Origin of the sequence: Jannaschia helgolandensis, from assembly GCF_900109285.1 — a bacterium.
Taxonomy (GTDB): Bacteria; Pseudomonadota; Alphaproteobacteria; order Rhodobacterales; family Rhodobacteraceae; genus Jannaschia; species Jannaschia helgolandensis.
In genome coordinates, this window is sequence record NZ_FNZQ01000004.1 from 206,393 (window position 1) to 230,988 (window position 24,596).

Below are 24,596 nucleotides of genomic sequence, written 5' to 3' on the forward strand. Positions count from 1 at the left end.
GCATATCTGCTCTGCTTTCAACTTCGCCGCGAACCGGCAGTGACGGTCTGTGCATTTTCAGCCGGGCGCATTTGATGCCTTAGGAAAAGTGAGCTTGATAAGCAAACCGGGGTTGTTTGAGCCAAGTTCGAGCTTTGCATCATGCAAATCGGCGATCACGGAAACCAGGCTAAGGCCCAGACCATTTCCTGATGTGGTCCGACTCCGCTCCAGCCGGTAGAGCCTTCGCAACACGTTCTCGCGTTCTTCGACTGGGATACCGGGGCCATTATCGGCAACAGTAAGTTCTATGCGTGAGTGGCTCGCCTGAACAGCAACCCTGATGGCTGATCCTGTCGGCGTATGGCGCAGAGCGTTTTCAATCAGATTTGCAAGAACCTGACCAAGCAAACCTTTTTCACCTGAAACGATTGCGGTTCCCTGCCCCGGCAGATCGGACTCGATCCGATGATTGGATTCATCAGCTGAAGGTTCGTAGACCTCGACGAAGGTCGCAGCCAGTGCTCCCAGATCGACCGGTTGGAACCTGTTCTTCGGACTACCGCCTTCGATCTGTGCGATTTGCAACAAGGACTGAAAGGTCGCGACGATGCCGGTTGTCTCCTGACCCGCTTCATCCAGGATGGTTTCAAGCTTGTCAGGCAGGTTCGGCAGTTCTCTGGCCCGGTTCAGAAGGACAGCAACCCTTTGGATCGGAGTCTTGAGATCATGCGCGATATCAGCAGAGACCTGCCGTAGCGCATTGACGGACGATTGCTGTGCGGCAGCCATTCGATCCACCTGCTCGGCAATGGAAGACAGATCATCTTCGCGCCCGGCCGTGTTCTTGACCCGCGCAGACAGGTCCCCGTGGGTGAGTTGCTTCAAGGTTTGGCCGACGGCTTCGATGCGTCGACCGCTGCGGCGGGAAATTATCAACCCGGCCGCAAGTGCGATGGCGGTTGTGGGCAGGACACTGAGAAGAAGAATATAGAGGAAAAGTTCCTCCAAATCCTCGATCTGCGAGCGACTGTTGGCAACCGTCAACTGGCCACCATAGAGGTTGGCGGTCAAAGCAAGATACGGACCTTCAGGAAGGTTTTCTCCATCGGGAAAGGAAAGCACGCCGAAGCCCTCGCTGGAGCGTGCGATCATCGCGTTACCATAGTATTTTCCGTCAGCAGTCAGGTAGCTGAGAATTCGTCGTTCCGGATCCGTTACCGCGGCTTCGGCTGCTATCAACTGGGCGACCGCCCCGGCCGAAGGGGCTGCCTGAAATCCGGCCAGGTCCTGACGCAGATCAGTTTCCATTGTTTTGCTGAATGAATCCCGGATGACCAAGTATGATGCACCGAGACTGAGAAGACTTACAAACGCGAACAGCAGAACAAGAGCAAGGGCGAGGCGCAACGGTGTAGACCGTAGCAAGGCCTGCGTTCTCTCTTTGAAAGTTGTCATTCTTCGATCCGGTAGCCGGACCCTCTGACCGTCTTGATCAGCTCTGTTTCAAATGGTCTGTCGACCTTTGCGCGCAACCGGCTGATGTGTGTTTCCACCACGTTCGTTTGCGGGTCAAAGCTGATATCCCAGACCGCTTCCAGCAGCATGGTCCGGGTCTGCACCCTTCCCTTGCGGCGAAGAAGATGTTCGAGAAGCGCGAATTCCCTTGGCAAGAGATCAATATGCTGTCCCCCGCGCGTCACCTTGCGTCGCATAAGATCCATTTCCAGATCACCGGCGCGCAAGACTATTTCATCCTGTGTCGCACGCGGGCGACGGGCCAGTGCCGCGACACGAGCCGACAGCTCGCCGAACGCAAAAGGTTTCACGAGATAATCGTCGCCGCCTGCATTCAGGCCCTCGATCCGGTCATCGACGCCTCCCAAAGAGGTCAGGAACAGAACAGGTGTCTGATTTTTGGCGCCGCGCATGGTTTTCACAACCGACACGCCGTCTAGCCCAGGCAGCATCCGATCAACGATCAGTATGTCATAGTCGGTCGTGCTGGCCTGTAAAAGCGCATCCTTGCCGTCAGTCATCAAATCGACCGTATGGCCTTCTTCCCGAAGACCTTCGGCAACGTAGTTGCCTGTCGTTCTGTCGTCTTCGATGACAAGAATTTTCATAATGCACTTCCATGATCTTCTGGTGGCCCCGAAACGAGGCCACCAGCATTCTTACATCTTTATCAGATGTCTGCGACTTACTTGTCGTCGTCGGCTTCGTTGTCGCCGTCATCGTCAGATTCGTTGTCGCCGTCATCGTCGGCTTCGTTGTCGCCATCATCGCCGTCATCGCCATCATCGTCATTATCGTGGACATCGACGGCCATCGACCCGTCGGCGAGAGTGTATTGTACCTCTTGCTTCGAGCTGTCGGGCATCACGACTTCGAACTCCACAACACCGTTGCCCTTGGTTTCGTCATCGAACTCGGCTTCCATGACCTTGCCGCCGGTCTTGGTTTCGACATCCGCCACGACAGCTGCGACTTCAGGGTTGGCTGTCAGAAACTGCTGAAGTTCCTCAGCCGATTTTGCGTCGGAGTTTTCGGCGGCATATGCCATCGATCCTGCAAAGACCGAGAGGCCGACAAGACCGGAGGTGGCAGCGAGTGCGAGTTTGTTGCGTTTCATGTTCGTCTCCTTGGTGCTGGGCGGGACCATCCCGTCCGATGAGACAGATCTATGGAGCGACATTCTCGTTCGACTGACCGTTGCATTACATCTTTGTTAGGTTCGATCGGACTGCCAGACGTCCATTCGTCATGCACGGGGACTGGGGTGAACTGATCGAATGCTGGCTCTGGCGGGCTTGACGGATAAATCCGGCATGACTTGCTGACACACTCATGAGGTCATCGGTCGGCATTTCCGGGCGGTCGAGCGACGATCCGCATTCTGCCCGAGATGAAAATAGGGGCAATGTGATGCTGATGTGAGGGGCAGGCAGCGAAGTCGGAAAATGCCGGGCCATCAAGATATTGAGCAACTATCGGCTCTGTACAACTCAGGAACATCAAAGTCCGGTGGCTGATCGAGTTTGCTGCCTTGGGTTTATAATAAAAAATGGCAACGGCTGGTAACCCCATGCCGTTGCCTTGTCGTCAGACTGGTTCTCAGGCGGATGCAGGCTGACCCTCGAAAGTTTCGTCCTGTACTGTTTCAGCGCGTTTTTCAGCCTCCGCTATGATCCGTGGTCCCGCCAATCGCAGCGCCAGCGCAAAGGCGCCACCCAGGACGATCGCAAAGCCTACAGCAATGATACCGAAGCCGAATCCGGCGAATAAGATCACGGCCACGAGCGCGCTTGCCAGCAATGATTTGATGCGTTCCATGTGTCAGGTCTCCTTGTTCCTTGTGAAAGGAATATGGGTCGCATCACGGACCGCGTCCTGTCGGTGGCATTACAACGATGTAATGCTTCGACGCTTCCAACTTCGAAACGCCCACACGCTGTCTCAGGCGAACGAAAATCTCATGAGGGCGCCTGTTCCGGTACCACACGCGGTGCCTTGGGCAGGCCACCCTTGTCCGGTTCCGGCATCAACGCCCCAAGCGAGAAATAGATCTTCATAAGATCGTCGACATTCATGCCCGGTACGGCGCTGACGGCGGCTTCGGCCACAAAAACAAGTCCACCGGACATCGGGATCGGCGATGTTGGTAAATAGACAAGCTTCCGTCTTTTGCCACTGACCTCATAGGTCTGCGGCGACGTCAGCAGCGCGAGCACCTCTGCGCCTTCCTCATTGCCAAAACGGCACATGACAACTGACATCCCCTGAAATTCATCTTGATTGTCAGTGTTCATCAATCGCACGACCTGGCTCACCGGCTTGTAGATGGTGCGCACCAGCGGAACGCGCGAAAACAAGGTATCGATCCAGGTCGCCAACTGCCGTTTCGCTTGAGACTTCACCAAGACACCAAGTGCCCAGACACCGATCAGCGCGCTGGCCAGGCCAAGCCAGAAAGCGACTGTTTCATGACCAGGGCCGATCACCGTTGACCCGCCAGAGGTCAGCAGATCGCCCAAGAGGGTACCGGGACCCAAAGCACCGCGGAGTTTCCCGACAAGCCATTCTATGATCAGAAGCGTCAGGATGATCGGCAACAGCACAAACAACCCGGTCAGGAACGCACTCGCTATACCCTTTTCCCAGAAGTACCGCAAAGGATTCACTGTCTCGTCCTTCTCGTTGTACAGCCATCCTACATAAGTTGGCAGGACTTCGGCTGGTGATTTGCGGCCGATGAATTCATAATTGGCTGTGGTGCGCAAAACAGCCCGAACTTTCAAGGAGATCGGATGATCGACAAGTTTCAGGACCATGCGTCAAATGAGCGGACCTATCTATCATGGATACGGACTGCGATCGCGATTGCCGGTTTCGGAATAGTCATTGAGCGCCTGCCCGGTACGCCCAACGGTACATGGACCGGCTTGGCATTGGTTATTTCGAGCGCAGCGCTTGTCGCGCTCGCCTCTTTACGGTTTATCTTCATTCGCAGGCAAATCGAGCGGTCGGACCCGGGGCGATCCATGTTTGGCGCGATCGAAATTCTCTTTGCCTCTATGTTGGCCATGCTTCTACTCACGGTTTTCGTCTTTCTTATCGGGCTTGCCCGCGGCGGCTGACTCCGGCCAAGATTTCACGATGACGTTCTGATAGGCGAAGGGGATCTCGATCCCTTCGGCGTCGAAGCGCTTCTTGATGGCCTCGGTGATGTCATATTTCACCTCAAAAGCAACCGCAGGATCTGCACACCAGACCCGCAAGATCAGATCATTCGGGGGGCCGAGGACCGACCCGAAATCTGCTCGATCAGACGGCGACGGGCCGCGCAACTAGCACCAGGTCAGTCCCGGAAACCAGATGATCAGCATACCGAAGATGGCAAAGATGGCGGATCATCTGGCGATATTGAGCGAGATAGGAGGCAGGATCGTACGCTAAGATGTGCCATTTGCCTCAGCATACCCCCTTTTAGAGTTTCTCAAACAAATCAAGGCTTTAATCCGTGTCTAGAACATCGGGTTCATATCCTTACCAATCCGTAATCCAGCCGTAAGGTTCACGTTGAGGTCCCTTCTCTATCTATTCGGCACATAAAAGGATTTCGCAGGATATGCGGCTTCCCGGAGAGCTCTGGAGGTCCGAGCATGTTTGAAATGATCACGACGTGGATGAGTGGTCTTGGCCACGTGGGCGTTGCTGCTCTGATGCTCGCTGAAAATGTTTTTCCACCGATCCCGTCCGAACTTGTGATGCCCCTTGCGGGATATTTGTCAGCGGAAGGCCAGCTTTGGCTGCCAGCAACGATCTTCGCCGGAACCATCGGCTCCGTTCTTGGCGCATTGTTCTGGTATTACATCGGCGTCTGGATCGGTGAAGAACGGTTGCAGCGGTTTGCTGCACGACATGGTGCCTGGCTCACTATCTCTCCGAAAGACGTCGACAGTGCCGCGGCATGGTTCAGAAACTATGGCTGGCGCGCAGTTTTCTTCGGACGCATGATCCCCGGTGTGCGCACGCTCATTTCGGTGCCTGCAGGTATGGCAGGAATGCCGCTCAAGCCTTTCCTCATATTCACGACTCTTGGCAGCTTCGCCTGGACCGGGCTGCTTGCGGGTGCGGGATACCTGCTGCAATCGCAATATGAGGCCGTCGCGGTCTGGATCGACCCGGTTTCGACAGTCGTGGTTTTCGGGCTGATTGGGGCTTACATCTATCGTCTTGTCCGGCAGTTTCTCAGGCGACGCGAAGCAAAGGTCGGCTGACGTGCCCCGAACGGACCACTGCAAAAATCCGCCGAAGATTACAAATCTGTATAGCCGCCGCGAAGACAGCTTAATCTGCCGAGCCGACATGTGTTTCACAACGCATGAATACGGAGTTTCTCTCATGACACATCTACACTCTCCCAAACGGCGTACGAAGCTGACGGGAGCACTCCTTGCGGCGACCGTTGCATCTACCGGTCTCGTCTCGCTGGCGCCTTCCGCCGCACTTGCGGTTCCTGCAGGCGGCTATGCCGATCTGATCGAACAATTCAGCCCGGCCGTTGTTCTGGTCGAGGTCACCCAGAAGGCTACTCCTGTCGGCGCTGACGGCGGGATGCCCAGCGATGAGTTCTTAAGGGAATTCCAGCGGCGGTTCGGTAACAACATGCCGCAAATGCCGAACGTGCCTGACCGACAAGGTCTTGGGTCCGGCTTCATCATCTCGTCCGATGGACTGATCGTCACCAACAACCATGTGATCGCCGGGGCAACGACCGTCACGGTCAAGTTCGCCGACGGATCAGAATACGAAGCCACAGTGGTCGGCACCGACCCGCTGACCGATATCGCATTGCTGGATATCGAAGGGTCGGACCTGCCGACCGTTACCTTTGGCTCATCCGATACGATGCGCGTGGGCGACGAGGTCATCGCGATGGGTAATCCCTTTGGTCTCGGAGGCACAGTCACGACAGGTATCGTTTCGGCCAAAGACCGTAACATCAACGCGGGACCGTTCGACGAATTCATCCAGACCGACGCGGCCATCAACAAAGGCAACTCCGGCGGGCCACTCTTCAATGACAAGGGCGAAGTGATCGGCGTCAACACCGCGATCTTCTCGCCGGATGGTGCAAGCGCCGGTATCGGCTTTGCCGTACCGTCTGACCTTGTCGCAAAGGTGGTTGCAGATCTTCAGGACGATGGTCAGATCGATCGGGGTTGGCTGGGCGTCCAGATCAAGCCGGTGAGCGATGAAGTCGCATCCATCCTCGGCCTTCAGGAGGGCCAGGGCACGCAGATCGAGAAAGTCGTGGACGGTGCACCGGCGCAAAAGGCCGGCCTGCAAACCGGCGACATCATTCTCAACTTTGATGGCACACAGATCGACGAAGCCCGCGACCTGACCCGCGCCGTTGCCGGCACTGCCCCCGATACCGTCTCTAAGGTCCAGGTTCTGCGGAAAGGAGAACGCATGACGCTGGATGTCACTCTGGCAAATCGCGCGACAGCGCAGGACGCCTGATAAAGCTTCGCTGCGGCTCGAACCCTTCGGGACGCAGCGGAGGTCGTCACTCACGGCCGACGACCCGCCCTGGTGCCATTTGCGCCGGGGCGGGTTACATATTTATAAAAGACGCCAAATGAGGGGCCAACGTGACGATTTCCGATACTTCGCCATCTTCCGGCATTTGGACACGGGTCAAGCCGGTCGCCCCCTATCTCCTGACCGCCGGATTGTTCGCACTCGGCGCATACGCGCTCTACCAGTTGCTGAAACCGGTGAATTTCAGGGACGTCATGGATCAGGTCCGCAGCACGCCATGGCATGTCATCGCCTTGTCTCTGCTGGCAATGTTCGCGGGTTACGCCGCCCTGATTGGATATGACTGGTCCGCCCTGCGGTATCTCGGCAAGAAGCTTCCGTTTCCTGTGATCATGACGGGCGGATTTCTGGGCTATGCCCTCGGCAATACCGTCGGGGCAGGTCCGGTCACCGGCGGCGCGGTGCGCTATCGCATCTATTCATCCCTGGGACTAACCGCTTACGACATCGCGGCGATTGCGGTTTTCGGGTCACTGGCGTTTGGGCTTGGGGCTACAATTGTCGGGTTCGGCGCACTCGCCTATCACCCATATGCCTTGCAATCGCTGACTTCTATTAGCCCGGCCATCCTTCGATGGACCGGGATCGTGGCACTGGTTGCATCTCTGGGGATCCCGGCCATCATGGCGCTGCGGAAATCCGAAATCACCCTGCGCGGCCGTAGATTCCGTATGCCATCTCTGGGTTTGCTTAGTGGTCAGTTGCTGTTTACCGCCATCGACATCCTCATGGCGGCGACTGTTCTCTATATCCTGCTGCCGCCCAACGACATGGGGTTTGCCACGTTTCTGGCGGTCTTCGCCGCTGCGATTTTCGCAGGCGTCGCCAGCCATGTGCCCGGCGGGGTCGGTGTTTTCGAGACCATCATACTCACGGCCCTGCCCGCTTCGGTCCCTGTCGATCAGGCCGCTGCGGGTTTGTTGCTCTACCGTCTGATCTATTATCTTGTGCCTTTCGCGATGGCCCTTGCTCTTTTGGCCCTCAGCGAGTTGCGCATGGCCAGCACCAAGGTCCAGTCACCCCGAATGCAGGCTCTAGCGCCGATCTTTGGTGCCGTCAGCTCCATCGTCCCGCTGGCCATGTCGGCGATGATATTCGCGTCCGGCGTCTTCATGCTTCTTTCGGCTGTTATTCCGGCGTCCAGCGACGTCGCCGAAGAAATGGAACTGCTCCTACCCCTGGGCCTGGTGGAAGGCGGCGCCCTGTTATCCAGCGCCATCGGGGCAGCGCTGTTGGTTATTGCGCATGGCCTGATGCGACGTGTGGAGGGCGCGTGGTGGGTTGCAGTGGGCGCGTTGGCGGCCGGGATCGTGGCATCGCTGGCGCATGGGCTCGATTATGAGCGGGCGAGCATCCTTTTGCTGATGATCCTCATTCTGCTGCCCTGCAAGCGCGAGTTTTACCGAAGCGCGCGATTGACGCGTAACCCGCTGTCACTGCGCTGGGTCCTGCTGTTGGTATCGATCATCATCGCTGGTACCAGCGTCTATTTCTTTGCATACAAGGCCACTCCATACAGCAATGAATTGTGGTGGCAGTTCGCGGCGGATCAATCCGCGCCGCGTGCAACCCGCGCCGGCCTGGTCGGGGCGCTTCTGATCGGATTGTTCGCACTCGTGACCGCCCTGCGCCCGCCAAGGGTCATAGCCGAACTCGCCAGTCCAGAAGAAATCGAACAGGCTCGTTCAGTCATTGCGACACAGGCCAATCCGGATGCGAATTTCGCTCTGACCGGAGACAAGTCGCTGCTGTTTTCCGACAGCGGGCGGTCATTTCTGATGTATCGCGTTCAAGCACGTTCATGGATCGCGCTTGGCGATCCTGTCGGTGATCCGGACGAAGCTGCCCAACTGGCGTGGGAATTTTTCGATGCGGCCAATGCGGCCAATGCGCGGCCCGTATTCTACGAGGTCGCGACGGACAATCTGGCCCTCTGGGCCGAGATGGGTCTTGCCATGCACAAGATGGGCGAAGAGGCCGTGGTGCCATTGGCCGACTTCTCGCTCGAAGGCAGTCACCGCAAGAAACTGCGCACGGCCTACAATCGCGCGGGCCGGGATGGGCTTAGCTTCGAAATGCTGAGCGCACCGGTCGATGACACGACAATCGATGTGCTGCGCAACATCTCGGATCAATGGCTAGCGGACAAGCGCACCTCGGAAAAGCAGTTCTCCGTCGGCCGGTTCGATCCTGACTATCTGCGTCGGTTTCCCATTGCCATCGTGCGGCACGATACGCGCATCGTCGCCTTTGCCAATGTCCTGACGACCGAAGGGAAAGACACCGCAACGATAGATCTCATGCGACACGTCGACGATGCACCGTCCGGATTGATGGATTATCTGTTTACCGAGTTGATGCTGCACCTGAAAGCCGAAGGGTTCCGTGCATTCAGCCTTGGCATGGCACCGCTCGCCGGACTTGAAACCCGGCGCGGCAGTCGGTGGACGATGAAACTTGGCGCACTTGTCTATCGCCACGGCGGGCATTTCTACAATTTCGATGGTTTGCGGAACTTCAAGGAGAAGTTTGATCCCGAGTGGAAACCCCGCTTTCTGGTTGCTCCGCCCCGCGCGAACATCCTGCTAATCGCGACGGACGCGGCGTCTCTGATTGCCGGCGGCATGCGCAAAGTCGTCGCGCCGGGGTGATGTGTTACGTCAACGCCCGAAAACCGGACGGGTTCATCCGGGAAATCGCGCGACGCGCTTCAGAGCTCTGCAGCGAGGGTGCCGGAGCCGCACGGCCTCGGCACCCGCTTCGTGTTCTTGACCCAAAGCGGATCTATTATGTGTCCAGCGACGTGAACAGATCCGGGTTTTCGTCTCCTTCGACAATCAGATAGCCAGCGAGGCCCTTTTCCGCCCGCGACAGCGCATGATCGACCAGCACGAAACGTCCGGGAACATCGCATTTGAATTCCGCCACGGCGGAGCCGCCGGCCGGAACCGTGACGGTCTGGATATCCCTCAGCGGCGACGTCTCCAGCGATCCATGCACATAGACCCGGTCGAAGATTTCGCCGATGACGTGGAACGACGACGTGAAATTGGGTCCTCCGACACCGAAGAAGATGCGCACGGTCTCGCCGACCTTGGCCTTGAGCGGATAGTGATCGGTCAACGCGCCGGTATGGCCGTTGAAGATGAAAAATTCGGGACGCTCGTCGACCAGCTTGTCGTAGCTTTCGGTCAGCAGACCCGGGGTTCCGATGCGTTCCTCGGTGTAAAGCTCGCCTTGCATGACATAGTATTCCCGATCGACCGGGGGCAGCCCGCCTTCCGGCTCGACCAGGATCAGGCCGTACATGCCGTTCGAGATGTGCTGCGCCACCGGCGATACCGCGCAGTGATAAACATAAAGCCCGGCATTGAGTGCCTTGAACTTGAAACTGTAGCTCTCCCCCGGCCCCGGCGAGCCGAGCGCCGCGCCGCCGCCGGGTCCGGTCACGGCGTGCAGGTCGATGTTATGGGCAAACCAGCTGTCCTCGTTGTTCTTGAGATAGACCTCCACGGTATCGCCGACCCGGACGCGCGCAAACGGACCGGGAACCTTGCCGTTGAAGGTCCAGAACCGATAGCTGGTATCGCCGTCAAGATGCGCCTCAAGCTCGATTGTCTCGTATTCCAGCCGGACGGTCGCAGGTTCGGTGCGCGTGATCGGCGGCGGCACGTTGGCCGGGTTCTCGCTGATGTCCGCCATGGTTGGGTGGGTGGGGTTGGAAGTATATAGCCGGTTGCCGACCATACCCGGGGTCAGCCCATGTCCGGCAGCTTGGGCCTGCCCGGCCTGGGCGGTCTGTGCGACGACAGGCGAATATGCCAGAATGCTCCCAGCGGCCAGACCGGCCGAGCCGACGAGAAGACTTCGGCGGTCGACGCGCAAAGCCCCGTCGGCCCCTGATGCGGTGTGGTCTTTCCGGCTGGCATTTGCCTTGTTGTTTGGCGTTGGCATTGCTGTTTCTCCTTAAAGATTGTCATCCGGTATCGAAAAGGTCCATGGCGGGACGTCTTCTTGAAAAAGCTACGGCGCTCGCGATTTAGTCTCACCCGTCGTAATGACGTTCTCGGTCGGCTTTCATTACGGTGAAGGCATGTGTCGCGGTGGTGCGGCCGGAGCTTATTCTCATCCTCTTGCAAATTTTCGAGAATTTCTGGACGCGCTGCGACTACATCATCATCGATGCGTTGCCCTGTCATGGCGGAACCGGGCGCGTGGATGATCGGGCAGCTGAGCGACCGCGATCCCAATGCAGAATAGGAACAGCAACAAGCGCGCGCCTTTACGGAAACATCTGAATGCAGCACCGCAATACGTTCCCATCACGACAGAATAATTCTTGTTACACCACCAAACCTCAACCGAATTGATCCAAGTCAAGAAGTGAAGAAGCGCGCGACATTAGGAGTTGATAAACAAAACCTTGGGTCTCTCCTGTGCCTGCCACCGCCGCCATCAGTTCGACACGTTCAGAAACAGTCACCTTGTCTGCACCGACCATCCGGTGCGGCGGCTGCGTTGCCACGATTGAGCGCGCCCTTGCGGCGCTTCCGGATGTGGAGAGCGTGCGCGCCAATCTGACACTGCGACGGATCGTTGTGACGCCTGTGCCGAACTCACCCGGTCTCATGGGGATTTTTGCCGAACTGGAAAGGATCGGCCATCCGGCGACACCGATCGACGCAGCCGATTTGTCCGTGGAAGCGGGTGATCGGACCGGCCAGGCGCTGCTGCGTGCCGTCGCCGTGGCGGGGTTCGGTGCGATGAACGTCATGCTGATGTCTGTGGCAGTCTGGTCCGGTGCGACAGGCACTACGCGGGAGACGTTCCATCTGATTTCCGCCCTGATCGCGGTTCCGATCGTGGCCTATGCGGGGCGCTTCTTCTTTGTCTCGGCCTGGGCCGCGCTGCGCCGCGGGGGCGTGAACATGGATGTTCCCATTGCACTGGCCATCGCGCTGGCAACGGGGCTGAGCCTTTACGAGACGGTCCGGGGTGGCGAACAGGTGTTCTTCGACGCCGCCGTGACGCTGACATTCTTCCTCCTGATCGGTCGTTGGCTGGACCACAGGATGCGGGACAGAGCGCGCAGCGCGATGACGGGGCTCGTACGCCTCGCGGTGCGCGAAGCGGTGGAGATCACCCCCTCGGGCGGGCAGCGCACGATTGCGGTCGATGCAGTCGTTCCGGGCATGGTCCTGAGGATCGCGGCAGGCGAGCGTATTCCAGTCGATGTCCGCATCGTCTCTGGTGCTACCGATCTCGACCGGGCCCTGGTGACTGGCGAGTCCAGTCCCGTATCCGTGCGCACCGGCTGCGAGATCGAGGCCGGGGCATTGAACCTGACCGGTCCGATCGATGCGGTGGTCCTGCGCCCTGTCAGCGAAAGCTTTCTTGCGCAGATGATGGGAATGCTGGCCACGGCGGAGGAAGGTCGCGGACGGTATGTCCGGATCGCCGACCGCGCGGCGCGGCTGTATGCGCCGTTGATTCACCTGTTGGCGCTGGCGACATTCATCGGCTGGATGGCCGTCACCGGCGATTGGCAGCAGGCCGCTTTCATCGCGATCAGCGTGCTTATCGTGACCTGTCCCTGCGCGCTGGCCCTTGCCGTGCCGGTCGCCCACGTGGTCGCCGCCGGACGATTGATGGCCGAGGGCATCCTGATGAAGGATGGCTCGGCGCTGGAGCGGCTGGCGAACATCGACCTCGTGGCGTGGGACAAGACTGGGACGCTAACGACCGGAGAACCGGCGATCAGGGTCCTGCCGAAGCTTGATGCCGCATCGCAAGTTGCAGTTGCGTCTTTGGCCGCGCGATCGGCGCATCCTGCGGCACGCGCGATCGCGTCGCGACTTGCCGTGCCCGGCACAGCGCCCGTGGATGTCGCGGAACGCCCCGGTTTCGGCGTCGAAGGTGTGATCGACGGGCGACGGGCGCGGCTGGGCCGGGAATCCTGGGTCGGCGAAATTGCGGCCGATGTGATGACAGGTGACGGGCCTGCCTTTGCCTTCGAAGGCGGCGAGATGCTGCGGTTTCCGCTGGATGAAAAACTGCGCGATGGTGCAGTGGATTCAGTGTCGGACCTTGCCCTGATGAACCTGCCGGGGGAAATCCTGTCCGGCGATGCGGCCCCGGCCGTGGCGCAGGTTCAGGGCCTTCTGGGTCTTCGCGGTGCACAGTCGGCAATGAGCCCCGCTGACAAGATTGCGTGGCTTGACGACCTGCGCGCGCAGGGCATCCGGGTGCTGATGGTGGGCGACGGTATGAACGATACGGCGGCGCTGGCCACCGCGCATGTGTCGATGTCACCGGCATCGGCATCCGAGGCGGGCCGCGCTGCCGCCGACCTGGTGTTCCTGCGCGATGATCTGCGCGCCGTACCGCAGGCCGTCGGCGTTGCCCGCCGCACGGGCCACATCGTGCGGCAGAATTTCGGCCTGGCGATCCTCTACAACTGCATCGCCGTACCGCTTGCGGTCGCGGGTCTCGTCACGCCGCTGATCGCGGCCATCGCCATGTCGGCGTCGTCCATTGCGGTGGTAGCGAATTCGCTGCGCCTGAACCCACGTGCGGTCGCAAACGCTGTGCCGGATGCAATGTTTCGCGAAGTTCCGGCATGACGATCCTCCACCTTCTGATCCCGATCACACTGCTGATGGGTGCCATCGGCCTCGGTGCCTTCTTCTGGAGCTTGCGTAGCAGTCAATACGACGATCTCGCAGGCGACGCCGAGCGCATCCTGCATGACGATGGCGACACCCCGCTTCCCCCGAAAAAGGAGACCGCAAGATGATGAACCGCTTGACCACGGGTGAGCGACAGGCTGCGATGGTCCTGTCGGGCATGGTCGCTCTGGCAGGTTTCGCCATGGCCATAGTCGGCCGGGGCGATCCGATGGGAGTGCATGGCTGGATCACGCTGATCTTTGCCGGGGTGCTGTTCTTCCTCGTGGGCAACGTACTCTATGGTCCCGAGCCGACTGAAGACCGCTCGGCAAGCTACTACGATGATCCCACCAAGGTCGGAATCCTTCTGTCTTTGTTCTGGGCGGTCGTGGGCATGGGCATGGGCGTCTGGGTCGCGGCGCAACTGGCCTGGCCAGAGCTGCGCTTCGATGCCGCCTGGTCGAGCTTCGGGCGCATCCGGCCCGTCCATACATCGGGCGTTATCTTCGGCTTCGGCGGCAACGCCCTTATCGCCACCTCGTTTCACATCATGCAGCGTACCAGTCGCGCGCGATTGGCTGGCCATATCTCGCCCTGGTTCGTGCTGCTGGGTTTCAACCTGTTCTGCATCATTGCGGCGTCGGGCTATCTGATGGGCGTCACACAGTCCAAGGAATACGCCGAACCGGAATGGTATGCCGACATCTGGCTGGTGATCGTCTGGGTCGTTTATTTCGTGCTATATATCCGCACGCTGGCGCGGCGGAACGAGCCGCATATCTATGTCGCCAACTGGTATTACCTGGCCTTCATCCTGGTTGTCGCGGTGCTGCACATCGTCAACAACCTTGCAGTTCCGGCGTCCTTCGGCGCGGCAAAGAGCTATTCCGCCTTCTCCGGTGTGCAGGATGCAATGACGCAATGGTGGTACGGCCATAACGCGGTGGCCTTTTTCCTGACCGCCGGTTTCCTCGGCATGCTCTACTACTTCCTGCCCAAGCGTGCCGAACGGCCAATCTATTCCTACCGCCTGTCGATCCTGTCTTTTTGGGGGATCGTGTTCTTCTATATCTGGGCGGGCTCGCACCATTTGCACTATACCGCGATTCCGCAATGGGTGCAGACGCTGGGAATGACCTTCTCGGTCATGCTGCTGGTGCCGTCCTGGGCCAGCGCTGGCAACGCGCTGATGACGCTGAACGGTGCATGGCACAAGGTGCGCGACGACGCCACGCTACGCTTCATGATGGTGGCGGCGGTGTTCTACGGCCTATCGACCTTCGAGGGATCGTTCATGGCGATCCGCCCGGTCAACTCGTTGTCGCATTATACCGACTGGACGGTGGGACACGTGCATGCGGGGGCAATGGGCTGGGTCGCGCTGATCACCTTCGGGTCGATCTATGCAGTCGTGCCGGTGCTCTGGCGCAAGGAGACGATGTACAGCTGGAAGCTGGTCGAATGGCACTTCTGGCTCGCCCTGGCCGGAACCGTCATCTACGTTTTCGCCATGTGGAACAGCGGCATCACCCAGGGGCTGATGTGGCGCACCTATACCGAGAGCGGCTCGCTCGCCTATTCCTTCACCGATACACTTGTGGCGATGCATCCCTACTACATCGCGCGCATGATCGGCGGAGCCCTGTTCTTCGCGGGTGCCGTGATCGGAGCGTTTAACGTCGTGATGACGATCCGGAGTGCCGGTCATCAGGCACCGCAACTCGATTATCCAACCGGATCGGAGGCAAACGAGCCTGCCGTCCCTGCGGCGGAGTAGAACCATGTTCAGGACACTTCTCAAACCCTTCACCCGCTTCTTCGAGTTTCACGCGAAGACCCATTACCGCGCCGAGCGGCATTCGATGGCCCTGAGCGTCGGGATCATCCTGGCTGCGGGCGTGGGCGGTTTCATTGAGATCGCGCCGCTCTTCACCATCGACGACACCGTGGAAGCCGACCCCGACATGCGGCTTTATACTCCGCTCGAACAGGCCGGGCGCGATATCTACATCCGCGAGGGCTGCTATGCCTGTCACAGCCAGATGATCCGCACGCTTCAGGACGATGTGGACCGCTACGGTCCCTACTCGCTTGCGGTCGAAAGCAAGTATGACCACCCGATGCTCTGGGGATCGAAGCGCACCGGTCCCGATCTTGCGCGCGTGGGCGAGAAGTATTCGGACGACTGGCAGGTGCGCCATCTGGTCGACCCTCGTGCTTTGGTGCCGGAATCAGTGATGCCGCAGTATGCCTTCCTACTGGATACCGCGCTTGAAACCGACAGCCTGCCGGGTCGTCTTGCCGCCCTGCGGGCTGTGGGTGTGCCCTATACCGATGATCAGATTGGAAGCGCGGCCTCCGATGCGCTTGGTCAGGCCCTGCCCGACACCGAGCGCGCGGACGGTGTCCTCGACCGCTACGGAGACGAGACGAACGTGCGGATATTCGACGGTCGCAGCGACCGTCTGACGGAGATGGATGCGCTGGTCGCCTACCTTCAAATTCTGGGCGGCCTGACCGATCTGCCGACCAAAACGCAACCGGCAAGAGGAGAGGAATGATGGAACTGACCTATGAATGGACATCGGCGTTCGCCCAATCCTTTGGCCTGATCTACCTGATGGTCCTGTCGGTTGGAATCACCGTCTATGCGTTCTGGCCGAGTCTGGGGAAACGCTTCGACAAGGCCGCCAAGAGCATTCTCGACGATGAGGACGGCCCATGTCAGTAAAGGAACGCGATCCGCTGAGCGGACACGAAACGACCGGCCACGAATGGAACGGTATCACCGAATTGAACACGCGCGTGCCACGGGCGGTCTGGTTCTTTATTGCCGTGACCCATATCTGGGCTCTGGTCTATTGGGTGCTGATGCCAGCGTGGCCACTTGTCACGACATATACCAAGGGCCTTCTGGGCTACGACGATCGGGAGCGGATCAAACAGCAAGTGCTCACGGCCGATGCCGAACAAGCAGAGTGGACGCGGGCGCTCGCCACACTTCCGGCAGAGGAAATCCGCCAGGATGCCGTCCTGATGGCTCGGGTCGAACAGACCGCGCCAGCCCTGTACGGCGACAGCTGTGCCGCATGTCACGGATCAGATGCTGCTGGCGGGCCGGGCTTCCCGAGCCTTGTGGACGGTGCATGGCTTTGGGGAGGAGACGCAGGGACGATCATGGAAACCCTGCGCGTCGGGATCAACGCACCTCATCCCGAAAGCCGCTGGGCGCAGATGCTGGCCTTCGGTGAGACCGGCATCCTGACCCGACCGCAAATTCGGACCGTCGTGGACTACGTCCAGTCCCTTTCGGGGCTCGATACGGAAGCTGCCCCGGACCGGTTGGCCGAGGGCGAGACGATCTTCGCCGAAAACTGCGCAAGTTGTCACGGCGAGAACGCCAAGGGCATACAGGAACTTGGCGCACCCAATCTCACCGATGATTTCTGGATTTACGGTGGGGACGATGCGTCGATGTTCACGACGATCAACCTCGGCCGCCAAGGTTGGATGCCTGCGTGGGAAGACCGACTGACGGTCGCCGAGCGCATGGCACTTACGCTCTACATCCAGGATCTTGGCGCGGAGCAAGGCGAATGACCCGCCCGCGCCTTTTCGCCGTCAGCTCGGCCGGTCTGCTGGTCGCGGGATTTGTCGCGGCCAATGCCCACCTTGTCATCGTTGCCATCGGGTCCCAGCCCGATTGCCTCCTCGAAGTCTCACAAGAAAAAGGCGCCGCTCCTCGTGCGGCGAAACCGTCATGCTGAGCGACCGCACTGATCCGCCCCCGCCCGACAATTCCCATGCTGGGGGCATCATCCCCAAGGTGGTTCCGCCCTTGCCGCGCGAAAACCTGCGCGCACGCAACCTGCCGTGGCGTACGGCCTTTACATGGCTTCGGGCAGGATGGTCAGATTTGTGGACAAATCCGGTGTCCAGCTTGCTCTACGGTGCGGGCGTTTTTGCCGGCTCGCTTCTTGTGGTTCTGGTGCTGTTCCAGTTTCGCTATGAATACGCGCTCTTTCCCGCGCTTGCGGGTTTCATGGTCCTCGGCCCGCTGATTGCGAACGGTCTTTATGAAAAAAGCCGTCGTCTGGAGACGGGCGAGAGAACCGACCTGGCCGGGATGATCTTTGTAAAACCGCGCTCCGGCTATCAGGCGTTGTTCATGGGCGTCATGCTGCTGGGGCTTTTCCTGCTTTGGCTCAGGGCCGCCGTGCTGATCTACGCACTCTTCTTCGGCATGGTTCCCTTTCCAGGCACGGATGAGCTGATCCCGATGCTGTTCCTGACCCCGACCGGCTGGGCGCTGCTTCTGACGGGGAGTGCGGTCGGGGCGCTTTTCGCGGCCTTCGCCTTCGCGATCAGCGTCTTCGCCGTGCCCATGCTGCTGAACGAGCGGACGGACGCTCTGTCGGCCATGGGCATTTCCATGGCGATGGTATGGGCCAACCTTCCGGTCATGCTGGTTTGGGGTGCGATCGTGATGGTCCTTTTCGCCCTTTCGGTCGCGACGGCCTTTATCGGACTGGTCATCGTCTTTCCGATGCTGGGACACGCCACATGGCACGCCTACCGCGTCATCCGTCCCGATGATCGGCAAGAGGGTGACACCGAGCGCATGTTCATCCGTCCGGCGGAATGACCGCGAAGATCGCGCCCTTTCCCGGTATTTGGTCCCCGGTTTGATGGTGCGATCCATTTGACGGAATGGAAAGAAGCCCTATGGGACACGTTCGTCATGGCAGCGCCACGACCTCGCAGGCCGTCAGCGCTGCAATACAGCGATCGCAAGCTTCGATCGCGGCGCTGAGCCGGGATCTGGGCATCAACCCCAAGACGGTCGCGAATTGGCGGAAACGGACGACTGTCGAGGATATGAAGACGGGACCGAGCGACCCACGCTCGACGGTTTTGAGTGAGGCGGAGGAGCAATGGGTGTCGCCTTCGGCGTCCTACGCTGGGTGAAGAAGGGAGGCGTTCGGCCAATCCGCGCAACCCGTCAAAGCATCTCTGACATCGACTTCTTCAACAGTATCCGGACAAAGTTGTGGTCTGAGAAGATGTTTGCAAGGTCTGCGCTCGGCCCAAAACGGGCGTTGTCAGTCAACGCGATTGACGCATTGAGCGTCAGCAATCCTGCCACGGACCGGAAAGCTCATATGGTCCGCATCAGAGATCATTCATTCGACCGGGATCCAACAAAGACGTCTTCCCGATCTGCGCGAGGGTTATACTCGCCTCGCTTTTCAGAATGTCCCACAGAGTAGCCAAACCTTCTTCGCCCGCAGCCGCGATGGCGAATTGCAGTATCCGGCCGAGGAACGTGAATTCTGCGCCTTGATGATAAGCCTTCACGACATCTTCGCCACTGCGCAGACCCGTATCATAGAACAGCGGGACGTCATCGCCGACAGCGGATCTGATCTCGGCGAGAGCCGTGATCGGCGGCGGGGCGCTGTCGAGTTGCCGCGACCCGTGGCTGGACACCTGAATAGCATCGACACCCGCCGCACGCAGAGCAACCGCGTCGTCCACATCCATCACGCCTTTGACGACCAGCTTGCCCGGCCACATCTCTCGCAGACGACGCAGCGTGGCCCAATCGGCCTTGGCGCGGCTTTCGGCGCGATCGAATTCATAGCCGGGCCGATCGAAGTTCGCCATTTCCGGGCGCCCATTGAAAAGCGTCGACAAGGACCAGCGCGGGTGAAGTGCGAAATCGACGAATTGCCTCGGCCCGATGCGGAACGGCATGGTGAAGCCATGGCGAAGCTCACGCGGGCGGCGCCCGACTTCGGGCACGTCGACGGTCAGGACGATGGTTTCGTATCCGGCGGCCCTGGCGCGTTCGACCAGTTTGAACGTCCCTGACCCATCGCCGCTGAAATACAGCTGAAACCATGCATTGCCTTCGGATGCCTCGATCAACGGCTCCATCGCGGTCGATGCGACGGTCGAGACGACAAGTGGCACATTTTCCCGCGCGGCAAGACGTGCCAGCATCATGTCTGCGCCCGGTGCGGACAAGTTGCACATGCCCATGGGGCTGATGCCGAACGGCGCCTTGGCGGTCTTCCCGAACAGCGGAACGGCCAGTGACCGATTGCTTACGTCGCGCAGGATGCGGGGCCGCAGGTCCAGCGCGTCGAAGGCCGCACGGTTGCGCGCGGCCCCCGTTTCCCGACCCGCAGATCCATCGATGTAGTCGAACACCATCCATGGCAAACGGCGGCGCGCGAGGCGCCGCGCGTCCGCGCTGGAGTGGATGCCAGTTGCCAAGACGTCAGCCCGCCACGGCCTTCATGAACCGGTCGCGGATGACGACCGGGTCCATCGTTATCACCGGCAGCTTGATGTTGCCGCTGTCGCATTTGCAGACGATGACGGTCTGCTTTTTCCCGTCGATGGCCGCCTGCAACACGGGACCGAGATCCTTGTCCTGCACTTCAACCACATTGTCGCAACCACAGGCTTTGGCCACCGCCGTCAACGAGGTCTTCTTGCCCGCATAGGTCGGCTGGTCGCCGGTCGAGCCATAGGAACCGTTGTCGATGATCAAGAGAATGAAGTTGTCGGCGACGTTGTTGGCGATCGTCGGCAGCGTGCCCAGATTTGTCAGGACCGAACCGTCGCCGTCGATCGAAATGACGGTCTTGTCCTGGGCCAAGGCCAGCCCCAGACCGATCGAGGACGACAGTCCCATCGTGCCGAGCATGTAAAAATTGGTGGGCTGGTCGTCGATCATATGCAGCTCTTGGCTGGGCAGACCGATGTTGCAGACGACAAGCTCGTCGCGAAGAATTGGCGCGATTTCGCGCAGGATTTCAGAACGGATCATTGGTCTCCGTAGCCTCCCCAGAAGTTGGCGTCGGTCAGGATCGCCACCGGTTTGTTGCACATGAATGTGTATTTCAGGATCATATCCAGCTCGGACGCGTCAGACTGCTTATGGAAGTGGTAGGTCGGGATATTCATCTGGGCCAGCAGCGCCTTGGTATGCACTGCCATCTCCACCTGACAGGCGACCGGTTCGCGCAGTTCTCCACGGTAGGAGATCAGCATCGGAAGCGGCATCCGGTAGTACTGGATCAGCGTTGCCAGCGTGTTGATCGTCACGCCGATGGCGGTGTTCTGCATGATTATGGCGGGACGTTTGCCCCCCATCCATGCGCCTGCACACAGGCCCATGCCCTCGTCCTCCTTGTTGGACGGGATGTGGAAGATTTCGGCGCGCGCTTCGACTTCCTCGATTACGCCGGCAAGCTGCTTGCATGGAACGGTGGTGATGAACGAAACGTCATTCGCCACCAGATCGTCCACGATTTTCTTATCAATACTCAAGGGGCGCTCCTTTACGTGGGTTTGGAAAATATCAGGGTCGGCTACGCAGAACGTGGACGGCGCAGGGTGCATGACGCACCACGCGCGCCGCCGTCGATCCGAGCAGGTAATTAATGAGGCCGGGCTTATGCGACCCGATCACGACGCAATCCACGTCCTGCTGGACCGCGACGTCGATGATGCCGCGCCCGCTGTGGCCCTTGACGACCATCGCGGTGACATCCGGCAGACCTTTGACTCGGGCGTCCAGCTTGGCCTTGGCGTGGTCGAAGGCTTCTTGCACGACCGCCTCGTCCAGATAGGCTTTGACCGAGTCTTGCGGCGCTTCGAGCACGTGCAGGGCAGTAATCTTGCCGCCTTCGAACAAAAGCGTTCGAGCCACATCGAGGACGGCTTCGCCGATGCCATGATCCAGAGCCATGGGTACCAGAATATTCTTATACATCAGACGGCTCCAATATGATTTTTGGGGCGGCCACACGGCCCGCACGAATATCGGAAAAGGCTTGTTGCCCTTGGCCCAGCGGCCGCTGTTCGGTCCAGTCCAGCGGACCCAGACATCCATCGAAGATCGCCGCAGCGGTGTCGCGGAAATCTTGCGCGGTATAGGTGTAGGTCCCGACGAAGGTGATCTCCTGCAAGGTTATCCGACGGATATCAAGGCCGCCTTCCCCTTCGCCCAGCCCGATGTGCATGATGACGCCGCCGGGCAAAACCATCGCGCTGGCGTCCGCACGCGTCGTAGCATAGCCGACACCGTCGATCACCAGATCGGCCTGCATCACGCTGCCCGGGGCCACGGCGTCAAAGCCGTCGATCTGATCCAGCGTCGCGCGGCGGACGGCGTTAGGCTCGGCAACCGTAATCTGCGTCGCGCCAAAGGCTCGCAGGGCCAGCGCCGCGCCAACGCCGATGGCACCGCCGCCGATGACATGACATCGGGCGTCGGCCAGTGGCATGTCTAATGCAGCCGCGCCCAGCCGCACCGCATGCCAGCCACAAGCGAGCGGTTCAGCGAGGGCCGCTTTCCGTAAGGGTACGTCGTCTGGCACCGTCACGAGGTTTTCGTCGCGCATCACCACCAGTTCGGCGAAGGCGCCTTCGCGCGGTGGCATCGAGATGATCATCCGTTCGGGACACAGGTTATCGCGACCGGCCAGACAGGCCCGGCAGGTGCCGCAGGTCACAAGCGGGTTAATCGTCACCCGCGCACCCTTGTGGGCTCCGTCGATGACCGTGCCCGCAGCCTCGTGCCCCAGGATCAGTGGCGCGGGACGTCGCTCGTCGTGGCCCAGAAATGCGTGCATGTCCGAGCCGCAGATACCCGATGCTTCGACGCGGATCAGGCTTTGCCCCGGACCCGGTTTCGGATCGGGTATATCGCGGTAAACCAGCGTTTCGACCGCGTCGTAAATCAGCGCTTTCATTTCGCAGTGAACCCCCCATCGACCATCAGGATCTGTCCAGTGACGTAGACGGAGGCATCTGAGCACAGGAACAGAAGCGGCCCGTCCAGATCTTCCAATGCGCCATTACGGCCAATACAGGTCTGCGACGCATTTCGCGCTGCGCGCTCCGGGTCGGCAAAGACTGGTCCGGTCAGTTCCGTCGGAAAGAACCCCGGTCCGATGGCGTTTGCGGTGATGCCATCGCGGGACCAAGCCTCGGCCATGGCGCGGGTCAGTTGGGCGACACCGGCCTTGCTGGCACCATAGCTGACGCCGCCGGAAAAAGCGCGGGTCGTCTGCAACGATGCGAAATTCACGATGCGACCCCAGCCCTTGGCCTTCATCGCGGGAGCGAAGGCTTTGCTGAGGAAGAACGGCGCCGCCAGATTAAGGTTCATCGTCACGTCCCAGCCGTCCGGCGTGACGTCGTCGGCTGCTTGACGGGTGTTGATCCCCGCCGCGTGGACCACGATATCGGGCGCACCGAAGGGTGTCGCGATTTGCTTCGCGATATCTTCGATCTGGTCCCGGTGTGACAGGTCGGCCGCAACCGTTGCGGCGGCGTCGCCGGTTTGCGCCGCCCAGTCCGACAGCGCCTCCGCCCGCCGAGCGACCCCCACGACCTTGGCACCCGCCGCCGCCAAGGCGACAGCGGCGCGCTGCCCCAGACCGGCGCTGGCACCGGTCACACATGCAACGCGTCCCGTCAGGTCGAAGAGATTGCGAGGATCAATCATCGGCGCTGAGGTCGAAATTCTCGTCGGGAAAGTACTTGGCAAGACGGACGTCTGCCGCGCGGGCGTGGCCTTCCATCCCTTCGAGACGCGAAATACGGGCAGTCGCCTGTGCCACCCGCTTGGAGCCTTCGCGCGTGGATTGCTGCCACGTGACGATTTTCATGTACTTATGGACGGAGAGGCCGCCGGTATAGGACGCGGCCCCCGAGGTCGGCAGGACGTGGTTCGTACCCGACGCCTTGTCGCCATATGATACAGTGGTTTCCTCGCCCAGAAACAGCGAGCCATAGCAGCTGAGCCGGTCGCGCCACCAATCGAGGTCCTTCGCCTGTACAGTCAGATGCTCGGGCGCGTATTCATCGGAGCATGCGGCCATGTCTTCGCGGTCGGAACAGACGATGACTTCGGCATAATCGCGCCATGCCTTGAAGGCGTTGTCGCGGTTCACGTTCGGCAGATCGTCAATCAGCACTGGGACGCGGTTGATGACATCCACGGCCAAATCGCGGTCGTCGGTTACCAGCCAGACGGGCGAATTATATCCGTGTTCGGCCTGCGATACCAAATCAGTCGCGACGATGTGCGGATCGGCGGTCTTATCGGCGATGATCAGGCTGTCTGTCGGACCCGCAATCATGTCGATGCCAACACGTCCGAACAGGATGCGCTTTGCCTCGGCCACAAACTGGTTGCCCGGACCCACAAGGATATTCGCCTTGGGTAGGCCGAACAGACCGAACGTCATGGCGGCCACACCCTGCACGCCACCGAGCGCCATGATCTTGTCCGCGCCGCAGATGTGCGCGGCATAGATAATCGCCGGTGCCACACCGGTGCCCGGACGGGGCGGAGAGGTTGCTGTGATATGATTGCAGCCTGCCACCTTGGCAGTAGTCACCGTCATGATCGCCGAAGCGATGTGACTGTAGCGCCCACCGGGCACATAGCAGCCTGCCGCGTCCACCGGGATCGCCTTTTGCCCGGCGATCAGCCCCGGCACGATCTCGTATTCTATGTCGCGGACGGTGGCCTTCTGGGCTTCGGCGAAGCGGCGCACGTTATCATGGGCAAACTGGATGTCGTCCTTGAGCTTTTGCGGAACCTGGTCGCAGGCGGCTGCAATCTCGACCTCGGTCAGGATGATGTCGCCGTCGTACTTGTCGAACTTCACCGCGTATTCGCGGGCTTTCTCGTCGCCGCCCTCTTCGATGTCGGACAGGATGCCTTGAACGATTTCATGCACATCCGATGCGCCGGATTGCGCCGTCAGGGTTGCTTTCTTGAGATAGTTTCTAGCCATGGTTTGA

The 24,596-nt window shown here is 59.9% G+C and carries 26 protein-coding genes and 1 pseudogene; 13 read left to right on the forward strand and 14 right to left on the reverse strand.

The genetic code is table 11. From position 1 onward, the window contains the following. Window positions 1–57 precede the first annotated feature (57 nt). The 5 genes from BMY38_RS11915 to BMY38_RS11935 form a co-directional block, all read right to left on the reverse strand. Window positions 58–1,437, reverse strand: a complete 1,380-nt coding sequence (locus tag BMY38_RS11915; RefSeq protein WP_092763056.1) for a HAMP domain-containing sensor histidine kinase — start codon at window positions 1,435–1,437, stop codon at window positions 58–60. Further along, a complete protein-coding gene (locus BMY38_RS11920; RefSeq protein WP_092763058.1) occupies window positions 1,434–2,105 on the reverse strand; it encodes a winged helix-turn-helix domain-containing protein in 672 nt (223 codons plus the stop codon). Before BMY38_RS11920 ends, BMY38_RS11915 begins: the two co-directional genes overlap by 4 nt. Before the next feature lie 77 nt (window positions 2,106–2,182). Next, entirely contained in the window at window positions 2,183–2,614 is a 432-nt protein-coding gene (locus tag BMY38_RS11925; RefSeq protein WP_245737585.1) for a hypothetical protein, read from the reverse strand. Between the two features lie 482 nt (window positions 2,615–3,096). Further along, window positions 3,097–3,315: a hypothetical protein gene (locus BMY38_RS11930; protein ID WP_092763062.1), complete on the reverse strand. Its 219-nt coding sequence runs from the start codon at window positions 3,313–3,315 to the stop codon at window positions 3,097–3,099. 140 nt (window positions 3,316–3,455) lie between these two features. Then, window positions 3,456–4,313: a DUF502 domain-containing protein gene (locus BMY38_RS11935; RefSeq protein WP_092763065.1), complete on the reverse strand. Its 858-nt coding sequence runs from the start codon at window positions 4,311–4,313 to the stop codon at window positions 3,456–3,458. Between BMY38_RS11935 and BMY38_RS11940 the strand changes: the two genes are divergently transcribed. Further along, window positions 4,290–4,619 carry a YidH family protein gene (locus BMY38_RS11940; RefSeq protein ID WP_092763067.1) on the forward strand — a complete coding sequence of 110 codons (330 nt, stop codon included), beginning with the start codon at window positions 4,290–4,292 and terminating at the stop codon, window positions 4,617–4,619. The genes BMY38_RS11935 and BMY38_RS11940 overlap by 24 nt on opposite strands. Here the strand turns inward: BMY38_RS11940 and BMY38_RS18625 are convergent. Further along, on the reverse strand, window positions 4,572–4,829 hold the full coding sequence (locus BMY38_RS18625; protein WP_092763069.1) for a hypothetical protein: 258 nt from the start codon (window positions 4,827–4,829) through the stop codon (window positions 4,572–4,574). The genes BMY38_RS11940 and BMY38_RS18625 overlap by 48 nt on opposite strands. 315 nt (window positions 4,830–5,144) lie before the next feature. Here BMY38_RS18625 and BMY38_RS11950 point away from each other — a divergent pair, with 315 nt between their 5' ends. The 3 genes from BMY38_RS11950 (at window position 5,145) to mprF (ending at window position 9,743) form a co-directional block, all read left to right on the forward strand. Next, window positions 5,145–5,762, forward strand: coding sequence for a DedA family protein (locus tag BMY38_RS11950; protein WP_092763070.1), 618 nt, complete (start codon window positions 5,145–5,147; stop codon window positions 5,760–5,762). Between the two features lie 124 nt (window positions 5,763–5,886). Continuing rightward, window positions 5,887–7,011: a S1C family serine protease gene (locus BMY38_RS11955; protein WP_092763072.1), complete on the forward strand. Its 1,125-nt coding sequence runs from the start codon at window positions 5,887–5,889 to the stop codon at window positions 7,009–7,011. 131 nt (window positions 7,012–7,142) lie between these two features. Continuing rightward, complete coding sequence (gene mprF, locus BMY38_RS11960) at window positions 7,143–9,743, forward strand: bifunctional lysylphosphatidylglycerol flippase/synthetase MprF (RefSeq protein ID WP_092763074.1); 2,601 nt, start codon at window positions 7,143–7,145, stop codon at window positions 9,741–9,743. Between the two features lie 136 nt (window positions 9,744–9,879). On the opposite strand, the gene nirK is transcribed toward mprF, so the two are convergent. Further along, window positions 9,880–11,046 carry a copper-containing nitrite reductase gene (gene nirK, locus BMY38_RS11965; protein WP_092763076.1) on the reverse strand — a complete coding sequence of 389 codons (1,167 nt, stop codon included), beginning with the start codon at window positions 11,044–11,046 and terminating at the stop codon, window positions 9,880–9,882. A gap of 530 nt (window positions 11,047–11,576) precedes the next feature. On the opposite strand from nirK, the gene BMY38_RS11970 reads away from it, so the two are divergent. From BMY38_RS11970 to BMY38_RS18425, 9 genes and pseudogenes are all read left to right on the forward strand, one after another. Next, a complete protein-coding gene (locus BMY38_RS11970; RefSeq protein WP_175495856.1) occupies window positions 11,577–13,715 on the forward strand; it encodes a heavy metal translocating P-type ATPase in 2,139 nt (712 codons plus the stop codon). After that, a complete protein-coding gene (gene ccoS, locus BMY38_RS11975; RefSeq protein ID WP_092763080.1) occupies window positions 13,712–13,888 on the forward strand; it encodes a cbb3-type cytochrome oxidase assembly protein CcoS in 177 nt (58 codons plus the stop codon). Before BMY38_RS11970 ends, ccoS begins: the two co-directional genes overlap by 4 nt. Beyond that, window positions 13,885–15,537 carry a cytochrome-c oxidase, cbb3-type subunit I gene (gene ccoN / locus BMY38_RS11980; RefSeq protein WP_092763082.1) on the forward strand — a complete coding sequence of 551 codons (1,653 nt, stop codon included), beginning with the start codon at window positions 13,885–13,887 and terminating at the stop codon, window positions 15,535–15,537. Before ccoS ends, ccoN begins: the two co-directional genes overlap by 4 nt. 4 nt (window positions 15,538–15,541) lie before the next feature. After that, window positions 15,542–16,321 carry a cytochrome-c oxidase, cbb3-type subunit II gene (gene ccoO, locus BMY38_RS11985; protein WP_092763084.1) on the forward strand — a complete coding sequence of 260 codons (780 nt, stop codon included), beginning with the start codon at window positions 15,542–15,544 and terminating at the stop codon, window positions 16,319–16,321. Further along, window positions 16,321–16,491 (forward strand): cbb3-type cytochrome c oxidase subunit 3, encoded by a 171-nt coding sequence (locus tag BMY38_RS11990; protein WP_092763086.1) that lies wholly within the window; start codon window positions 16,321–16,323, stop codon window positions 16,489–16,491. The genes ccoO and BMY38_RS11990 overlap by 1 nt, the downstream gene beginning before the upstream one ends. Next, window positions 16,482–17,360 (forward strand): cytochrome-c oxidase, cbb3-type subunit III, encoded by an 879-nt coding sequence (gene ccoP / locus BMY38_RS11995; protein WP_092763088.1) that lies wholly within the window; start codon window positions 16,482–16,484, stop codon window positions 17,358–17,360. Before BMY38_RS11990 ends, ccoP begins: the two co-directional genes overlap by 10 nt. Continuing rightward, window positions 17,357–17,527 carry a hypothetical protein gene (locus tag BMY38_RS18135; protein WP_175495857.1) on the forward strand — a complete coding sequence of 57 codons (171 nt, stop codon included), beginning with the start codon at window positions 17,357–17,359 and terminating at the stop codon, window positions 17,525–17,527. The genes ccoP and BMY38_RS18135 overlap by 4 nt, the downstream gene beginning before the upstream one ends. After that, window positions 17,521–18,405: a DUF2189 domain-containing protein gene (locus BMY38_RS12000; RefSeq protein WP_092763090.1), complete on the forward strand. Its 885-nt coding sequence runs from the start codon at window positions 17,521–17,523 to the stop codon at window positions 18,403–18,405. The genes BMY38_RS18135 and BMY38_RS12000 overlap by 7 nt, the downstream gene beginning before the upstream one ends. Window positions 18,406–18,485: 80 nt before the next feature. Beyond that, window positions 18,486–18,692 (forward strand): annotated as a pseudogene (locus tag BMY38_RS18425) (transposase); the annotation flags it as partial. Window positions 18,693–18,932: 240 nt separating this feature from the next. Here the strand turns inward: BMY38_RS18425 and BMY38_RS12010 are convergent. The 7 genes from BMY38_RS12010 to hisD are packed head-to-tail and all read right to left on the reverse strand — an operon-like array spanning window position 18,933 to window position 24,589. Continuing rightward, window positions 18,933–20,042, reverse strand: coding sequence for an alpha-hydroxy acid oxidase (locus tag BMY38_RS12010; protein ID WP_092763092.1), 1,110 nt, complete (start codon window positions 20,040–20,042; stop codon window positions 18,933–18,935). A 4-nt stretch (window positions 20,043–20,046) separates the two neighbouring features. After that, window positions 20,047–20,601, reverse strand: coding sequence for a sulfopyruvate decarboxylase subunit beta (comE, locus tag BMY38_RS12015; RefSeq protein ID WP_092763094.1), 555 nt, complete (start codon window positions 20,599–20,601; stop codon window positions 20,047–20,049). After that, entirely contained in the window at window positions 20,598–21,104 is a 507-nt protein-coding gene (locus BMY38_RS12020) for a decarboxylase (RefSeq protein ID WP_092763096.1), read from the reverse strand. Before BMY38_RS12020 ends, comE begins: the two co-directional genes overlap by 4 nt. 31 nt (window positions 21,105–21,135) lie before the next feature. Continuing rightward, window positions 21,136–21,549: a universal stress protein gene (locus tag BMY38_RS12025; RefSeq protein ID WP_092763098.1), complete on the reverse strand. Its 414-nt coding sequence runs from the start codon at window positions 21,547–21,549 to the stop codon at window positions 21,136–21,138. Then, the gene (locus BMY38_RS12030) at window positions 21,542–22,531 is read right to left on the reverse strand and encodes an alcohol dehydrogenase catalytic domain-containing protein (RefSeq protein WP_092763100.1); all 990 of its coding nucleotides are present in this window, start codon (window positions 22,529–22,531) and stop codon (window positions 21,542–21,544) included. The genes BMY38_RS12025 and BMY38_RS12030 overlap by 8 nt, the downstream gene beginning before the upstream one ends. Continuing rightward, complete coding sequence (locus tag BMY38_RS12035) at window positions 22,528–23,289, reverse strand: SDR family NAD(P)-dependent oxidoreductase (RefSeq protein WP_092763102.1); 762 nt, start codon at window positions 23,287–23,289, stop codon at window positions 22,528–22,530. Before BMY38_RS12035 ends, BMY38_RS12030 begins: the two co-directional genes overlap by 4 nt. Continuing rightward, on the reverse strand, window positions 23,282–24,589 hold the full coding sequence (gene hisD / locus BMY38_RS12040) for a histidinol dehydrogenase (protein ID WP_092763104.1): 1,308 nt from the start codon (window positions 24,587–24,589) through the stop codon (window positions 23,282–23,284). The genes BMY38_RS12035 and hisD overlap by 8 nt, the downstream gene beginning before the upstream one ends. Between the last annotated feature and the right edge of the window lie 7 nt (window positions 24,590–24,596).

Coding starts and splice junctions, on each gene's coding strand:
- BMY38_RS12035 (WP_092763102.1), bottom strand. CDS start 23,289: ATGATTGATCCTCGCAATCTCTTCGACCTGACGGGACGCGTTGCATGT.
- BMY38_RS11990 (WP_092763086.1), top strand. CDS start 16,321: ATGGAACTGACCTATGAATGGACATCGGCGTTCGCCCAATCCTTTGGC.
- BMY38_RS18135 (WP_175495857.1), top strand. CDS start 17,357: ATGACCCGCCCGCGCCTTTTCGCCGTCAGCTCGGCCGGTCTGCTGGTC.
- comE (WP_092763094.1), bottom strand. CDS start 20,601: ATGATCCGTTCTGAAATCCTGCGCGAAATCGCGCCAATTCTTCGCGAC.
- BMY38_RS11950 (WP_092763070.1), top strand. CDS start 5,145: ATGTTTGAAATGATCACGACGTGGATGAGTGGTCTTGGCCACGTGGGC.
- ccoS (WP_092763080.1), top strand. CDS start 13,712: ATGACGATCCTCCACCTTCTGATCCCGATCACACTGCTGATGGGTGCC.
- BMY38_RS11925 (WP_245737585.1), bottom strand. CDS start 2,614: ATGAAACGCAACAAACTCGCACTCGCTGCCACCTCCGGTCTTGTCGGC.
- ccoN (WP_092763082.1), top strand. CDS start 13,885: ATGATGAACCGCTTGACCACGGGTGAGCGACAGGCTGCGATGGTCCTG.
- nirK (WP_092763076.1), bottom strand. CDS start 11,046: ATGCCAACGCCAAACAACAAGGCAAATGCCAGCCGGAAAGACCACACC.
- BMY38_RS11915 (WP_092763056.1), bottom strand. CDS start 1,437: ATGACAACTTTCAAAGAGAGAACGCAGGCCTTGCTACGGTCTACACCG.
- BMY38_RS12025 (WP_092763098.1), bottom strand. CDS start 21,549: ATGTATAAGAATATTCTGGTACCCATGGCTCTGGATCATGGCATCGGC.
- BMY38_RS11940 (WP_092763067.1), top strand. CDS start 4,290: ATGATCGACAAGTTTCAGGACCATGCGTCAAATGAGCGGACCTATCTA.
- ccoO (WP_092763084.1), top strand. CDS start 15,542: ATGTTCAGGACACTTCTCAAACCCTTCACCCGCTTCTTCGAGTTTCAC.
- BMY38_RS11930 (WP_092763062.1), bottom strand. CDS start 3,315: ATGGAACGCATCAAATCATTGCTGGCAAGCGCGCTCGTGGCCGTGATC.
- BMY38_RS12000 (WP_092763090.1), top strand. CDS start 17,521: ATGCTGAGCGACCGCACTGATCCGCCCCCGCCCGACAATTCCCATGCT.
- BMY38_RS12030 (WP_092763100.1), bottom strand. CDS start 22,531: ATGAAAGCGCTGATTTACGACGCGGTCGAAACGCTGGTTTACCGCGAT.
- BMY38_RS11920 (WP_092763058.1), bottom strand. CDS start 2,105: ATGAAAATTCTTGTCATCGAAGACGACAGAACGACAGGCAACTACGTT.
- BMY38_RS11935 (WP_092763065.1), bottom strand. CDS start 4,313: ATGGTCCTGAAACTTGTCGATCATCCGATCTCCTTGAAAGTTCGGGCT.
- BMY38_RS11955 (WP_092763072.1), top strand. CDS start 5,887: ATGACACATCTACACTCTCCCAAACGGCGTACGAAGCTGACGGGAGCA.
- ccoP (WP_092763088.1), top strand. CDS start 16,482: ATGTCAGTAAAGGAACGCGATCCGCTGAGCGGACACGAAACGACCGGC.
- hisD (WP_092763104.1), bottom strand. CDS start 24,589: ATGGCTAGAAACTATCTCAAGAAAGCAACCCTGACGGCGCAATCCGGC.